General features: G+C 57.4%; 13 protein-coding genes. 9 read left to right on the top strand and 4 right to left on the bottom strand.

The window, feature by feature from the left end; translation table 11 throughout:
* Window positions 1-505 precede the first annotated feature (505 nt).
* The 6 genes from TU81_RS28050 to TU81_RS28025 all read left to right on the top strand — a co-directional run bounded on the left by TU81_RS28050 (window position 506) and on the right by TU81_RS28025 (window position 5,822).
* Window positions 506-943, top strand: coding sequence for a hypothetical protein (locus TU81_RS28050; RefSeq protein ID WP_048397719.1), 438 nt, complete (start codon window positions 506-508; stop codon window positions 941-943).
* Window position 944: 1 nt separating this feature from the next.
* The gene (locus TU81_RS28045) at window positions 945-1,517 is read left to right on the top strand and encodes a hypothetical protein (RefSeq protein WP_048397718.1); all 573 of its coding nucleotides are present in this window, start codon (window positions 945-947) and stop codon (window positions 1,515-1,517) included.
* Between the two features lie 51 nt (window positions 1,518-1,568).
* On the top strand, window positions 1,569-2,981 hold the full coding sequence (locus tag TU81_RS28040) for a hypothetical protein (RefSeq protein WP_048397717.1): 1,413 nt from the start codon (window positions 1,569-1,571) through the stop codon (window positions 2,979-2,981).
* Window positions 2,982-3,043: 62 nt separating this feature from the next.
* Window positions 3,044-3,724, top strand: coding sequence for a C39 family peptidase (locus TU81_RS28035; protein WP_048397716.1), 681 nt, complete (start codon window positions 3,044-3,046; stop codon window positions 3,722-3,724).
* A 32-nt stretch (window positions 3,725-3,756) separates the two neighbouring features.
* The gene (locus TU81_RS28030; RefSeq protein WP_048397715.1) at window positions 3,757-4,494 is read left to right on the top strand and encodes a hypothetical protein; all 738 of its coding nucleotides are present in this window, start codon (window positions 3,757-3,759) and stop codon (window positions 4,492-4,494) included.
* A gap of 47 nt (window positions 4,495-4,541) precedes the next feature.
* On the top strand, window positions 4,542-5,822 hold the full coding sequence (locus TU81_RS28025) for a hypothetical protein (RefSeq protein WP_048397713.1): 1,281 nt from the start codon (window positions 4,542-4,544) through the stop codon (window positions 5,820-5,822).
* Between the two features lie 171 nt (window positions 5,823-5,993).
* Here TU81_RS28025 and TU81_RS28020 read toward each other — a convergent pair whose 3' ends face one another.
* Window positions 5,994-7,319 (bottom strand): sigma-54 dependent transcriptional regulator, encoded by a 1,326-nt coding sequence (locus TU81_RS28020; RefSeq protein ID WP_048397712.1) that lies wholly within the window; start codon window positions 7,317-7,319, stop codon window positions 5,994-5,996.
* A 343-nt stretch (window positions 7,320-7,662) separates the two neighbouring features.
* On the opposite strand from TU81_RS28020, the gene TU81_RS28015 reads away from it, so the two are divergent.
* The 3 genes from TU81_RS28015 to nhaB all read left to right on the top strand — a co-directional run bounded on the left by TU81_RS28015 (window position 7,663) and on the right by nhaB (window position 11,079).
* A complete protein-coding gene (locus TU81_RS28015; RefSeq protein WP_038983446.1) occupies window positions 7,663-7,926 on the top strand; it encodes a hypothetical protein in 264 nt (87 codons plus the stop codon).
* Between the two features lie 283 nt (window positions 7,927-8,209).
* Window positions 8,210-9,499 carry an NHL repeat-containing protein gene (locus TU81_RS28010; protein WP_048397710.1) on the top strand — a complete coding sequence of 430 codons (1,290 nt, stop codon included), beginning with the start codon at window positions 8,210-8,212 and terminating at the stop codon, window positions 9,497-9,499.
* A gap of 77 nt (window positions 9,500-9,576) precedes the next feature.
* On the top strand, window positions 9,577-11,079 hold the full coding sequence (gene nhaB, locus TU81_RS28005) for a sodium/proton antiporter NhaB (RefSeq protein WP_048397707.1): 1,503 nt from the start codon (window positions 9,577-9,579) through the stop codon (window positions 11,077-11,079).
* A gap of 130 nt (window positions 11,080-11,209) precedes the next feature.
* On the opposite strand, the gene TU81_RS28000 is transcribed toward nhaB, so the two are convergent.
* Genes TU81_RS28000 through gnd form a run of 3 tightly spaced genes read right to left on the bottom strand, consistent with a single transcriptional unit; the run spans window position 11,210 to window position 14,527 of the window.
* Entirely contained in the window at window positions 11,210-12,031 is an 822-nt protein-coding gene (locus TU81_RS28000) for a Cof-type HAD-IIB family hydrolase (RefSeq protein WP_048397724.1), read from the bottom strand.
* A complete protein-coding gene (gene zwf, locus TU81_RS27995) occupies window positions 12,024-13,550 on the bottom strand; it encodes a glucose-6-phosphate dehydrogenase (RefSeq protein ID WP_048397705.1) in 1,527 nt (508 codons plus the stop codon). Before zwf ends, TU81_RS28000 begins: the two co-directional genes overlap by 8 nt.
* Entirely contained in the window at window positions 13,547-14,527 is a 981-nt protein-coding gene (gene gnd / locus TU81_RS27990; protein ID WP_038983452.1) for a phosphogluconate dehydrogenase (NAD(+)-dependent, decarboxylating), read from the bottom strand. Before gnd ends, zwf begins: the two co-directional genes overlap by 4 nt.
* Between the last annotated feature and the right edge of the window lie 133 nt (window positions 14,528-14,660).

Raw genomic sequence — 14,660 nt, 5'->3', positions numbered from 1 at the left:
ATCCATGTGGGAGCGGGCTTGCTCGCGAAGACGGCGGCACAGTAAACATTGATGTTGCCTGACCCACCGCTTTCGCGAGCAAGCCCGCTCCCACAGGTTTCGCACCTTAACTGACTGGCATTAGGGCAAGCCCGCTCCCACAGGGATTGCATTGAGCTGACGGGCACCGGCCAATACTCCAGCATTTTTTGCAAATACGTCCGTTTCTGAAACACGCATCCCCTCTCAAACAGCCCGTTTCAACGCTGGTCATCGTCTTGTCATGCGATGTGTTAAGGCGTCGATACATCCCCGCACAAAGCTTGGATCCAGAGTGTTTGCGATCCCTTTATCACTTTGCGACCCGGCGGTTGTCTCAGGCCTGAAACAGCACCCTCCATCGATCCACTAACCTTGATCGATAACCCTCTGAATCAAAACAATAATCAAAAACCGGCACAGCTTTCGCTCACTCCTTCACAACGCTGATTCAGGACCAGCCCACAACAAAGAAGGAATTGCCGCCGTGGGGACATTTGATAACAGCATCTATAGCCTCCTATTGATCGGATGCGTACTGGGCTCAAGTGTCAGCCTGCCCGTACAGGCTGACAACGGCATCATTATTATCAAACGTGATGTCCAACCGCGCATGGCAACGCGTGCGCCGGTGATTCCCGACCCTAGCCCCACGACCGCCAATGCCAACCCGTCCAAACAAGTCCTCAGGCAAACGAACGAGTTGAGCGACGGTGACTTTGCCAACGTCGCCAGTGGCGCAGGCATCTCCCGCCTGGTCAATCAAAACACCAACAACCTGGGTGGCAATCTCACCAACCAGACCCAGCTTTCCAACCTCCCTGCTGGACGTTCGGGAAATTCGGGCAACGGTATTGCCAACATGGTCAATTCAAACATCCAGCGAGGCCTGGGTGCTCTGAACGTCGTAACGGGAGACCGTTAAGATGAATCGTACGCTGCTGATGATTGCCATGTTTTGCAGTGCATCGACCTTTGCCCAACCTCCCGTCATCAATAACGCCGAAATCGACGCTTCGGGCATGCAGTACCAGGGCAACCTCACCGTCAACCAGGCTGCCGGCGATTTGCAGCAACAGGCCAACGCCCGAGCCATCGCCGTTGGCCATGGAGCCAGCGCGACCACGCAGATTCGCCAACGTCTGCGGACGGAGGTCGACCCCAGGATCGATGCTCGATCCAGCATTCAAGGCGACTCCTTCAGCAACGGCAGTGGCGCTCTGGGCGTCAACCAGAGCGCGGGCGCCAGCAACCAGCAAGCCAATGCCCTGCGGATAAGCATCAGTCAACAACCGCAAAGTATCGACGACAGCGTCCTCATGCAGCAGAACGTGACGCTGATCAACAACTCCGATCCAACTGACTCTGCACCAGGCAATCGCCAGGTCGCTACCAGCGATCAGGCCTTCACCGGTAGCCGTGGGGTGATCCAGTTGAATCAGAGCGCCGGGGTGGGAAACCGAACGGCCAACACCTTGAGCGTACGGGTCATGGATTGATCCAAAAAGGTAGAAACAACACTTAACCTAAAATAAGTACGGAGAATCACCATGAAACCTTCGATGGCACTCCAGCCTCTGGTTTTCGCAATTGCTGCGGTCATGGCTGTTGCTGTACAAGCTGGGCAGAACGATTGGCGTAACAACCACCACAATGGCCATCACACCCCTCCTCCAACAAAGATCCCTGTCTATGCGACGGCCAATGCGTGGGATAACCAGAGCAGTACCGACAACCGCATCCGTAACGAAGGGACGATTAACGAAGCTGAAATGAACAGCTCTGCCACAGGTGCCAGCGGCAACGTCGGCGTCAACGTGGCAGCAGGTAGCGGCAACCAACAAGACAACGCGTCCGCCATCGCCAATGCTGCCTCAAACTCCAGTCAGGACAACAGCTTCGTGTTCGGCACTGCCACAGCCACCGCCGACGTCACGCAATACAGCGACAATAACAGGGTCAACAACTTCGGCAGCACAGCCTCTGCCGTGATGAACGGATCGGGTAATGGCGGCAGCGGTAACATGGGTATCAACATTGCTGGCGGCGACCTTAACCAGCAGAAAAACACCATGGCAATTGCCAACACCAATGCCCCGCTCGGCAACGCAACAGCCACCGCCTCTGCCGATCAACAAGGTCCTGGCCTGGTAGTGAATAACAACGCCGATCGGACGTACCGCCTGGATACAATGACAGTTACCAACTCGGCCAGCGGTAGTTTCTCTCGCGATAAGTCATCCGAGGCTAGCGGCAGTAAAAGCGCTTCTTCAAGCTGGGACGCGAGCGGTTCCAGGAGCTTTGATGCCAGCGGTTCCAAAAGCGTTGATATAAGTGGTTCTCGCAGTAGTAATGCGAGCGGCTCTAACAGCAGTGATGCGAGCGGTTCAAGCAGCAGTAATGCGAGCGGTTCTTCGAGTGCTTCTTTGAGTGCTTCCTTGAGCGCTACTTTAGACGCTACTGCGGCGGCTTCCAGTTCCCGTACCTTCAATAATGGCAATGGCGATCGCACCCGCAGCAGGACTGCCGACGCATCGCTTAACGCATCGATTGACGCAACGCTTGACGCATCGAGAGACAGATCGTACGACAGATCGCGCGACTCTTCGTACGACAGATCACGCGACTCCTCGTACGACAGATCGCGCGATTCCTCGTACGATTCCTCGTACGATAAATCATATGAGAAATCGTCCGCATCCTCGTACGAAAAATCGGGCAGTAAATCGTCCGAGTCTGCGTACGACAAAGCGAAAAGCTACAGTGAAAGCAGCTCATATGATTTGAGCAACACCTACTCCTATCAAGTGCTGACTCCAACTGGCTGGGCCAACCCTGTGACCAACACTGCAACCCTGAACGGTTCGGTGAATGGTGGCAGTGGCAACCTGGGCGTCAACGTGGCTGCTGGCGTGGGTAACCAACAAAGTAACTCGCTGGCCATTTCCAACAACTCGTTCTAATTGCTGTCTCTGGAGGCCCCCTGACGGGGGCCTGTTTCAACACCACCAGAAGGCGTCTTTTCATGCGCATTATCGTCTTGGCATTTTTGCTTTGCGTGGCCAGTGTGATTGAGGCTGCGCAAATGCCGCTTTCCGTCCTGCCCGGTGGCGCGGTGGTGTACAAGCCGATCCAGAGCGTACGCGAGCGTAAATTTGCCGACCTGGTGCAACAGAAAACCGACTTCAGTTGCGGCGCAGCTGCTCTGGCGACCATCTTGCGCCAAGCCTATTGGCTGGACGTGAATGAAGAACAGATCATCGAAGGCATGCTGGCGCACTCTGATCAAGATCTTGTCCGCGTCCAAGGCTTCTCAATGCTCGACATGAAGCGTTACGTGGAAAGTATCGGCATGCGGGCCCGTGGCTATCGGGTAGCCCCGGAAACGTTGAGCGAAATCAGAATTCCGGTTGTGGTACTCCTTGATATCCGCGGCTACAAACATTTTGTGGTCATGCAAAAAGTCCATAAGGGCTGGGTCTATATCGGAGATCCGGTACTCGGTCATAAACGCTACAAAGTCGACGACTTTGTAGAAGGCTGGAACGGCATCATCTTTGCCGTCATCGGCCAGGGCTACGACAAAACCAATGCGTTGCTCGACCCACCCCTGCCACTGACCGCCAAGAACCGCATCAATACCTTCACTCCGGTGCGAGACGCAGAGTTGATGGATTTCGGATTCATCCAAAGCGACTTCTTCTAATAACAAGGAGCACGACGCTCCGGGAGCATCCAATGAAGACTCCAATCTGGCTGGTCGTGGTTTGCCTGGCCGCCAGCCTGCCGACCCAGGCACAGACGTTCAAACCCATTGAACTGAAGGATCAGGAGTTGGCGACCCTGCGCGGCCGCTATGTCATGCCGGGGCGGATCATCAGTTTCGGCATTGTCATGACCAGCACTTGGCAAAATGCCAACGGTGAAGTGATCGGGGCAACTTCCTCGATGCAAATTCAACAATCGACCATCAAGCCTCAGTTCTATGTGTCGATGATCGACGAAAAAGGTAATGGCTCAGCGCGTTCGCAAGGCACCGGTACCGTCACTGGCGGCAGCGGCCTCAACAGCACCGAAGGCGTCACTCAAGTCGTGCGTGCTGCCGGGGACCATAACTCTGCCTACAACAACGTTTACATCAACGTCACAAAGGCTAGCCAAGCGCCAGCAACGCAACAGCAGGGCCAAGCGTTGGCCGCAGGCTCGACGTTGGTCGGCGCCAATGGCGCAGGCTCGTTGAGCGTTGCCTCGACCGGTACGGGTGTGCAACTCAATATCGTGGCCAACAACAACCAAGGCAGTACCGTACAACGCCTGGCCCAGGGTGGGCTGATGCAGAACACGACTTTGCTCGGCGGTGGTAACCAGGTCAACAACCTCACATCCTTCAATGTCGTGCTGCGTGACAACGCGACAACCGGGTCGCTGAACGGCAACCTGGACCAGCTCAAAGGTCTTCGCACCCAAGGATTCTGATCTACGCTCAGTCTCATCCGATGTAGTCAGAAATGGACGGCTAACCCATGCACCGATCGTTGACGTTCAGAGCTATCGTTTGTTTGACTAGCCTGGCCCCGACAACACTGCTGCACGCAGCAACGGACCCCCAGGTCGAAGCACTAAAACAAGAACTCATGGAGTTGAAACAGCGTTACGAAGTACAACAGAACGCGCTGATGGTACTCGAGCAACGCGTTCGCCAAGTCGAAGAAGCACCTGCGACACCTGCTCCCAAACGCCTGACCAAATCCCCCGCGGAAACGCCCAGGAGTGGCCAGACGGTGGCCGCCGGTGCGCCGGGAACCACGGGCAGTTCATACGGCCAATCGCTCCAAGAGGATTCGGAGCCTGCGCAAAGCGTTTCCAACCTGTATGACGAAGCCAGCGGCTTCTTCGGTGGCGGCAAGTTCAGCGTCGAAACCGGCCTGACCTATACGCACTACGATACCCGTGCATTGGTACTCAATGGCTTCCTGGCACTGGACGCGATTTTCCTCGGCAACATCAACCTCGACCGTATCAAGGCGGATAACTGGACCCTGGACCTGACCGCCCGCTACAACGTGGCACAACGTTGGCAGTTCGACATTAACGTCCCCGTGGTTTATCGCGAGTCAACGTATTCCTCCGGTGGCGCCGGCGGCGCAGGCCCGGTGACGTCGGACGCAACCGTTACCCGCGACCCGACCATCGGCGATGTGAACGTTGGCGTTGCTTACAAATTTCTGGATGAGTCGGCCAATCTACCCGACGCGGTCTTTACACTGCGCGTCAAGGCGCCGACCGGTAAGGACCCTTACGGCATCAAGCTGGTCAATGACCCGAACAACGATAACCTCTCGGTACCCGAGGACTTGCCTACCGGCAATGGTGTCTGGGCGATCACCCCGGGTCTCTCGCTGGTCAAGAGCTTCGACCCGGCCGTGCTGTTCGGCAGCCTGTCCTACACCTACAACATGGAAGACTCTTTCAGCGACATCAGCCCTCAGGTCAACTCCAAGGTGCCCGGGGACGTGAAACTGGGTGATTCCTGGCAGGTCGGCGCCGGCATTGCATTCGCCTTGAACGAGAAGATGAGTATGTCGTTCTCGTTCACCGATCAGTTCGCCAGCAAGAGCAAGATCAAGCCGGACGGTGGCGATTGGCAATCGATTTCCAACAGCGACTACAACTCGGCCAACTTCAACATCGGCATGACTCTGGCAGCAACCGAGAACCTGACGATCGTTCCCAACCTGGCCATCGGCCTGACCGACGACTCGCCAGATTTTTCCTTCAGCCTGAAATTCCCTTACTACTTCTAAGAGTTCAGCGCAAATACCTGTGGGAGCGGGCTTGCCCGCGATGACGTCGGCAGATTCGACAATGATGTAACAGACATATCGCTATCGCGGGCAAGCCCGCTCCCACAAGGAGTCTCATGGAAAAGGCCCGCTGCGATGAATGTCGCAGCGGGCCTCTTCGTTTCACCCGCCCTAGCGGATCTGGTGCTTGTGCAGCAATCGGTAAAAAGTCGGCCGCGACACGCCCAAGACTCGGGCGGCGACGCTCAGGTTGTCGCTGTGCCGGTTCAACACATCGCACAGCGCCTGACGCTCGGCGCGGGTCTTGTAATCTTCAAGGGTGCCCATCGGCGTAGCGGAGATGTGTTGACTGATCAACCCCAGGTCTCGCGCCTCGATCTGCCGTCCTTCGGCCAGAACCAGCCCGCGCCGTACCCGGTTGGCTAACTCACGGACATTGCCCGGCCAATCGTGCTTGCCCATGGCGATCAGCGCGTCCTCACTGAAGCTGCGCGGACGACGGCCGGTTTCCTGGCTGTAGAAATGGGAAAAGTGGTTGGCCAGCATCGAGAGATCACCATGGCGTTCACGCAGCGGCACGGTGATCACTTGCAAGACGTTCAAGCGGTAATACAGATCTTCGCGAAAGCTTTTTTTCTCGATGGCCGCTTCAAGGTCGACGTGCGTCGCCGCCAATACCCGCACATCCACGGGAATAGGCTGATGGCCGCCTACGCGCTCAATGTGTTTTTCCTGCAGGAAGCGCAGCAGATTGGCTTGCAGCTCCAGGGGGAGATCACCGATTTCATCGAGAAACAGCGTTCCGCCGTTGGCCGCCTCGATCCGCCCGACCTTGCGCTGATGAGCGCCGGTAAAGGCCCCCTTCTCGTGGCCGAACAGCTCGGACTGGATCAGGTGTTCGGGAATCGCGCCGCAGTTGATCGCCACGAACGGTTTGCTGTGACGCTGGGATTGTCGATGCAGGGTGCGGGCGACCAATTCCTTGCCAGTCCCGCTTTCGCCGCGGATCAGCACCGGAGATTCGGTGGGCGCCAGTTTGCTCAGCAGTTTGCGCAGTTCGCGAATCGGTTTGCTGTCGCCAAGCAGTTCGTGTTCAGGCTGATCGATATGAACCGTGCCCTGGCCGCGCAGGCGCGCCATGCCGAACGCGCGGCCCAGGGTGACTTGAACCCGTGAGACATCGAACGGCAGGGTATGGAAGTCAAAAAACCATTCGCAGACGAAGTCCCCGACATTTTGCAATCGCAGGACTTCTTGATTCAGCACCGCAATCCACTCGGTACCGCTATGGGAGATCAATTCCTTGACGGCTTCCGGGCGCTCCAGATGAAAGGGCTGCAAACGCAACAAGCCGACATCGCAGGTTCGTTCGGTGGCGTTTTCCAGGGTACAGCTGTCAACATCCCAACCCACGGCGCGTAAACCCGGCAACAAACGGTGACAGTCGTCGCAAGGATCCACTACTAAAAGACGTCGTAAGGCAGGCGCTTCGATCATGACTGTTCCTTGACGCCAAATAGTAGGAAATATTATTAAAAACAGTCATTTGGCGGGCTTCGTTGTAACACTAGCAAGATTTTGACGCTGGCTTGTATCGATTGCTTATAGGGCTGTTTGCTTATTAGTTATAAGAAGTCACTTGGTTAGTTGCCTAACGAGTTGAACCTTTCATTCCGCTTTCAGAAACGACCTAAATATCGAATCAATCAAAGAAAGTTGAAATTTCTTTTGATTGTGTGTGACCCAACCCCCGGTTGCGGGCATCAGTACAAGTAACCAGCCGAACGGTAAGCCCAACCGACGGCACATCACTTGATTGGGCATACAGAGAGAAGATCCCATGAACGCCCCGCTCCGTATCAACGAAGCACTTTTGATTGCCGACCGCGCATTCCAACCCTTTCAATGCGTGGCCTGGGCTCTACAAGACGGTGGTGAACTAAGCCTGGCCATCATTGATCGCACCAATACTCGCATCAGCTGCAAACAAATCCCCAGCAGCGCCTATTCCGATCCAGAGCAATTCGAACATGTGCTGGAAGAAGCCCGTGCCGAGTTGAGCCAGGAAGGTTATAAGCTGCAATCGTGGTCCATGCCGCACTAAGTATTTTCGCGGATTGCCTCCCGGCAATCCGCCCCCCTCTTCCTCTTAGTAGACGATTTTCTACAGTCATCCGCGCAATACCACTCGCCTGTTTCAACTTCTAATCCGCCAGATTACTTGGCAGGCTTTTCAGTGGTTCGAAAAGACATTGTTCTGGCACAAAACGCCCCTCACCCGGGTCATGAAAACAGTTGTGCGCCGAGTCATTCAGGGATTGAATGATCTGCTCATTCAGTCACTACTCGGGTAACCAGACAAGGACGACTGGCAAGGAGATGCATGCATGTCACCCCAGACTGCTTTTGCCTTACCTGCAACCGTGAATGGCGCCGAACGGCTCGATACGAATTTCGCTGGCACCGGCAAGACTCAAGTGTATTTCGCCGGCAGTCTCTCCAGCATGGCCAATGACGTTGCGATTGACCACGTCGGCCGGTTGTTGGTGGCGGCAAAGGTCGGTACGCCGGGCGGCCAGCGCTTTGGCCTGGCCCGCCTGCTTGCAGATGGTTCGGCGGATCTGGCATTCGGCAAACAAGGCAGCATCAGCGGGCAGTTCGCACTCGGCTTCGAGGCCATGGCTGGCAAGGTACGGGCATTGCCCAACGGGCACATTCTGGTGGCCGGACTGCACTACGAGAATGCTCACCGTACGCTGCCCGCCCTGGCGATGTTTGATCAGCAAGGCTGCCCGGTCCAGGGTTTCGGCGACAATGGACGTTGCGTGGTGCACCTGCCGGGAAATCTTTCCCGGGGCGCTCGCGACGCCTGGTTACCGCCCGGCGTGCCGAGCACCGAAGCCTGTGATGTCTGTGTGCAGGACGACGGTCGAATCCTGCTGCTGGCCAATCATTACTTCGAACAGACCGATCACGTCGGCATGCTGATACGACTCAACGCCGACGGCTCGCTGGACGACAGCTTCAACGGTCGCGGTTTCGTCATGGTCCGACACTTGTTGATGAACACCTGGCTCAGCAGCCTGATGGTGCAACGCGATGGCCGGATCCTGGTGAGTGGATCAATCAATTTTCCCGAGGAAGGTCTGCTGGCGCGCTACCACCCGGACGGCCGACTGGATGACAGCTTCGCCGTGGATGGTTTCATGTCCTTCAAGGCACGGGAGCACAGCGCTCAGATCAACCAGATCGTCCAGCATGAAAATGGTGACTTGCATTGTTTTGGCAGCAGTCGCGACCCGATGCTCTGCCTGTCCCTGAAAGTTCACAGTAATGGCCGACCCGATACTCATTGCAACGGTGGTCAGCCAAAGCTATTAGGCGTCGGCCGCAGCAGTTGCTGCTGGACCGCCGCCAAGACTCAACCGGACGGACGTGTGCTAACAGTTGGATCGATGGTCGGCGGGATCGAAGCCGATTTCATTTTTGCCCGATATTTACCCAGTGGGCAGCTGGATCGCAGTTTTGCCAAGGGCATCGGCTGGTGTCGCACACGCCTGGGTCGCGGTTCGCATACCGCTACTTCATTGGCCATTCAGGCCGACGGCTGCATTGTCATAGGTGGCTATTCACTGGACGGAAACTGCCGCGCAATCGTCGCGCGTTATCAGTGTTAGGCCAACGTCATTTCCTGCACTTGATCTTCTGTTGTTCTTACGGCAAGTTGCGCGCTTCTTAATACAAGGAGTAGCCGATGTCCGGTTCAATGGCCCAGGCGTTCGCGCACAACTTTCTCGGGCACTCACCTCGTTGGTATAAGGCGAGCATTGTCGGCTTTCTGATTCTCAACGCTCTGGTGTTATGGACGGTCGGTCCGGTGGCGGCCGGCTGGCTGTTGGTGCTGGAGTTCATCTTCACCTTGGCCATGGCGCTCAAGTGTTATCCGCTGATGCCCGGCGGCTTGCTACTGGTCGAAGCGCTGCTGCTGAAAATGACCACGCCCCAGGCGCTCTACGACGAGTTGGTGCATAACTTCCCGGTGATCCTGCTGCTGATGTTTATGGTGGCGGGCATCTATTTCATGAAAGACCTGTTGCTGTTTCTGTTCTCGCGTTTGCTGTTGGGGGTTCGCTCCAAGGCCCTGCTGGCGTTGATGTTCTGTTTTCTGTCAGCGTTTCTGTCGGCCTTTCTCGATGCGCTGACCGTGACGGCAGTGATTATCAGTGCATCCGTGGGGTTCTATTCGGTGTACCACCGAGTCGCCTCGGGCACCGATCCGCGCCAGGACAGCGAAATCAGCGATGACCGGCACTTGCCTACACTCCACCATGCCGACCTGGAACAGTTCCGCGCTTTCCTGCGCAGCCTGCTGATGCACGGCGCTGTGGGCACGGCGTTGGGCGGTGTGTGCACACTGGTTGGCGAGCCGCAAAACCTGCTGATCGGCCATGAAATGGGTTGGCACTTCGCCGAATTCTTTCTGAAAGTCGCCCCGGTGTCGTTGCCGGTACTGGCTGCCGGTTTGGTGACCTGCGTTCTACTGGAGAAGCTGCGCTGGTTCGGCTATGGCACGCTGCTGCCGGACAACGTGCGTACGGTGCTGGCCAACTACGCCGCCGAAGACAACGCCGCACGCACTGCACGTCAGCGCGCCGCATTGATGGTGCAAGGGGCGGCGGCGCTGATTCTGATTGCCGCGCTGGGGTTTCACATCGCCGAAGTCGGCCTGATCGGTTTGATGGTAATCGTGCTGATCACCGCGTTCACGGGCATTACCGACGAACACCGTCTCGGCAATGCCTTCAAGGACGCCATGCCCTTCACGTCATTGCTTGTAGTGTTTTTCGCAGTGGTGGCGGTGATTCAGGATCAGCAACTGTTCGCGCCGCTGATCCAGTGGGTGCTGGCGCTGCCGGCAGATCAACAGCCGGGCATGTTGTTTATTGCCAATGGCTTGCTGTCGGCCATTAGCGACAATGTGTTCGTGGCGACCATTTACATCACCGAAGTGAAGCAGGCGTTCCTCTCCGGCCAAATGAGCCGCGAACAGTTTGAAACCCTGGCGATTGCGATCAATACCGGCACTAACCTGCCGAGCGTGGCAACGCCCAATGGTCAGGCGGCGTTCCTGTTCCTGCTGACCTCGGCGATTGCACCGCTGATTCGCCTGTCGTACGGGCGGATGGTGTGGATGGCGCTGCCTTACACCGTGGTGATGGGGGTTCTTGGCTGGTACGCCGTGAGCTACTGGCTGTAACAGCGCAATACTCACTGTAGGAGCTGTCGAGTGAAACGAGGCTGCGATCTTTTGATCTTAAAAAATCAAAATCAAAATCAAAAGATCGCAGCCTCGTTTCACTCGACAGCTCCTACAGTCGATTATGTATTCAGTGTTTGAGGATGTATCGCTCAATCGCCTGGGCCGCGCCGTCTTCGGTATTGGCCCCGGTCACGACGTCGGCCTGACGCTTCACCGCCTCTTCCGCCTGCCCCATGGCGATCGACAACCCGGCCCGGTGAAACATCGCAGGGTCGTTGCCGCCATCACCCATGGCAGCGGTCTGTTCCAGCGGCACCCCGAGAAACTCGGCCAGTGTCGCCAATGCCTCGCCCTTGTTGGCCAGCATCGCCGTCACGTCCAGATAGATCGGTTGTGAACGCGAAACCTGCGCCTGCCCTTCGACCTTGGGCAGCAACTGCGCTTCCAGTTCGATCAACAGTTCGGCGTTGTTGCTGGCGGCGACGATTTTGTCGATACGTGCCAGGTAAGGCTCAAAACTTTCGACCACCACCGGCGGATAACCCAGGCCGTGCTGCTCTCGCGGAACCATCGGGCCGTACGGATCCTTCAACAGCCAATCGCCGCCACTGAATACCCAAACCTCAATGTCCGGCTGATCGGCAAACAGCGTCAGCGCCGTCAGCGCTGCCGTGGCCGGCAAATAATGCGCAACCAGCAAACTGCCATCCGGGTTGACGATGGTGCCGCCATTAAAGGCCGCCGTCGGCAGATCGACACCCAGGGCTTCGATCTGCTGCAACATGGCTTTGGGCGGACGCCCGGTGGCCAGGCTGAACAGTACGCCGGCCTCGCGCAAGGCGCGGACAGCCTCGATCGTGCACTGACTGAGGCTGTGATCAGGGAGCAGTAACGTGCCGTCCATGTCACTGAGCAGAAAACGGATGGGTTGTTGCGTTACGTCACTCACCGACGCTGTGCCAAACGCGACCATCGCGGGTCAGCAGCTCGTCAGCAGTCTGGGGTCCGTCTTCGCCAGCCGCATAGCTCTGCAGGGTTGCGTCCTGCTCCCAGGCGTCGAGGAATGGCTGCACGGCGCGCCAGCCGTTCTCGATATTGTCGGCACGCTGGAACAGCGTCTGATCGCCGGTCAGGCAGTCGTAGATCAAGGTTTCATAGCCAGTGGACGGCTGCATTTCAAAGAAATCCTTGTAGGCAAAACCCAGCTCGATATTGGCCATGTTCAACGCCGGCCCCGGCCGCTTGGCCAGCAGGTCGAACCACATGCCTTCGTTGGGCTGAATCTGGATCCTCAGATAGGTCGGCTGTAACTCATCGACTTCGGTGTCGCGGAACTGCGCGTACGGCGCCGGTTTGAAGCAAATGACGATCTCGGTGTCGCGCGCGCTCATGCGCTTGCCGGTGCGCAGGTAGAACGGCACGCCGACCCAGCGCCAGTTGTCGATCATGACTTTGAGCGCGACATAGGTTTCGGTCGTGCTGTCGGGCGCCACGTTGGCTTCCTGGCGATAACCGGGCAGCGGCTCGCCACCCATCTCGCCGGCGGTGTATTGGCCGCGCACCGAGTTGGCTCGCGCTTCCTCGGTCGTCCAGGGGCGGATCGCGCCGACTACTTTGGCTTTTTCGCCGCGTACCGCATCGGCGCCGAAAGCGGCCGGTGGTTCCATGGCCACCATCGCCAATAATTGGAACAGGTGATTGGGCACCATGTCCCGCAGGGCGCCGGTGACTTCATAAAAACTGCCACGGGTTTCCACGCCGACGGTTTCGGCGGCGGTGATTTGCACGTGGTCGATGTAATGGTTGTTCCAGAAGGCTTCGAACAGGCTGTTGGAAAACCGGCTGACCAGAATGTTCTGCACGGTTTCCTTGCCCAGATAGTGATCGATCCGGTAGATCTGCTTTTCCGTCATCACTTTGAGCAAGCACGCGTTCAAAGCTTCGGCGGTGTGCAAGTCGGAGCCGAAAGGTTTTTCGATCACCACCCTTCTGAACGCTTCAGGGGTTTCTTGCAGCAATCCGGCAGCACCGAGACGCCGCACCACTTCGCTGAAAAAGCGCGGCGCGGTGGCCAGGTAGAAAATCGCATTGCCCGTGCCACTGGCGGCGATTTTCGCCGCCAGTGTTTCATAGGTGCGTTCGTCAAGGAAGTCGCCCTGGACGTAGCTGATGTGCTTGGCCAGTTTGGCCCACAACGCCGGATCAAGGGCGTGATCGCCCTTGCCGACCTTGGCCGCCACTTCCGCCCGAATGAAATCTTCGAGTTTTTTGGCAAAGGCTTCGTCGCTGATGGCGTTGTGATCAACGCCGATGATCCGCAGTCCATTCCCCAGCAAACCGTCGCGACTCAGGTTGTACAGCGCCGGCATCAGCAGGCGCTTGACCAGATCACCATGGGCACCGAACAGAAACAGCGTAGTGGGCGGTGCGGGTTCTGCCTTGGATTTCCTGCGGATCACATGGGTCATTTTTTCGGGGTCTCCACGTGGCCGCCGAAGCCGAAGCGCTGGGCAGAGAGAATCTTGTCGCCAAAGGTGCCTTGCCCGCGCGAACGGTAGCGCGAGAACAGCGAGTTCGACAGCACCGGTACCGGCACCGATTGCTCCATGGCCGCTTCGATGGTCCAGCGACCTTCACCACTGTCAGCCACCGAACCAGAATAACCGTCGAGTTTCGGGTCGCTGGCCAGGGCGTCGGCGGTCAGGTCGAGCAGCCAGGACGACACTACGCTGCCACGACGCCAGACTTCGGCGATGTCGGCGACGTTCAGGTCAAAGCGCTGATCTTCCGGCAGATTGGTGCTGGCCTTGGTTTTGAGGATGTCGAAGCCTTCAGCGAAGGCCTGCATCATTCCGTATTCGATGCCGTTGTGGATCATTTTCACGAAGTGGCCAGAACCGGCCGGGCCTGCGTGGATGTAACCGCGCTCGGCGCGATCGTCATCGGACTGGCGATCCTTGGTGCGCGGGATGTCGCCCATGCCCGGGGCGAGGGATTCGAACAGCGGGTCGAGGCGCTTAACGGTCTCGGCATCGCCGCCGATCATCATGCAGTAGCCACGTTCCAGGCCCCAGACGCCACCGGAGGTGCCGACGTCAATGTAGTGCAGGCCTTTTTCCGACAAGGTTTTGGCCCGGCGGATGTCATCCTTATAGAAGGTGTTGCCGCCGTCGATGATGGTATCGCCAGCTTCAAGCAAGGTGCTCAGGGTGTCGATGGTGTCTTCGGTCGGTGCGCCGGCGGGCAGCATGACCCATACCGCGCGTGGTTTGGCCAGGCCAGCGACCAGAGCTGGCAAGTCGGCAACACCGGTGGCGCCTTCCTCAGCCAGGGTGTCGACAAAGGCGCTATTGCGGTCGTAAACAACGGTGGTGTGTCCGTTGAGCATCAGGCGCCGCGCAATATTGCCGCCCATGCGGCCCAGTCCAATAATCCCGAGTTGCATGTACTGATGCTCCCTACTACAAATAAAGTGTGTCAAAGGTTATAGCCCAACGCGACTCATTCGAGTTAGTCCAGCGTATGGGGATGAAGTTTCCGGGCATTGTGCCCGATCCAGATGGATAACGTCGCGAATC

The organism is Pseudomonas lini (genome assembly GCF_001042905.1).
Taxonomy (GTDB): domain Bacteria; phylum Pseudomonadota; class Gammaproteobacteria; order Pseudomonadales; family Pseudomonadaceae; genus Aquipseudomonas; species Aquipseudomonas lini.
The sequence above is the reverse complement of the archived record's forward strand: the minus strand, read 5'-3'. Positions and strand labels throughout refer to the sequence as shown.

What these genes read in the sequence shown, in the direction of transcription:
- gnd (WP_038983452.1), bottom strand. Translation starts at nt 14,527, where the DNA reads ATGCAACTCGGGATTATTGGACTGGGCCGCATGGGCGGCAATATTGCG.
- TU81_RS28045 (WP_048397718.1), top strand. Translation starts at nt 945, where the DNA reads ATGAATCGTACGCTGCTGATGATTGCCATGTTTTGCAGTGCATCGACC.
- TU81_RS28015 (WP_038983446.1), top strand. Translation starts at nt 7,663, where the DNA reads ATGAACGCCCCGCTCCGTATCAACGAAGCACTTTTGATTGCCGACCGC.
- TU81_RS28020 (WP_048397712.1), bottom strand. Translation starts at nt 7,319, where the DNA reads ATGATCGAAGCGCCTGCCTTACGACGTCTTTTAGTAGTGGATCCTTGC.
- nhaB (WP_048397707.1), top strand. Translation starts at nt 9,577, where the DNA reads ATGTCCGGTTCAATGGCCCAGGCGTTCGCGCACAACTTTCTCGGGCAC.
- TU81_RS28035 (WP_048397716.1), top strand. Translation starts at nt 3,044, where the DNA reads ATGCGCATTATCGTCTTGGCATTTTTGCTTTGCGTGGCCAGTGTGATT.
- TU81_RS28040 (WP_048397717.1), top strand. Translation starts at nt 1,569, where the DNA reads ATGAAACCTTCGATGGCACTCCAGCCTCTGGTTTTCGCAATTGCTGCG.
- zwf (WP_048397705.1), bottom strand. Translation starts at nt 13,550, where the DNA reads ATGACCCATGTGATCCGCAGGAAATCCAAGGCAGAACCCGCACCGCCC.
- TU81_RS28010 (WP_048397710.1), top strand. Translation starts at nt 8,210, where the DNA reads ATGTCACCCCAGACTGCTTTTGCCTTACCTGCAACCGTGAATGGCGCC.
- TU81_RS28025 (WP_048397713.1), top strand. Translation starts at nt 4,542, where the DNA reads ATGCACCGATCGTTGACGTTCAGAGCTATCGTTTGTTTGACTAGCCTG.
- TU81_RS28030 (WP_048397715.1), top strand. Translation starts at nt 3,757, where the DNA reads ATGAAGACTCCAATCTGGCTGGTCGTGGTTTGCCTGGCCGCCAGCCTG.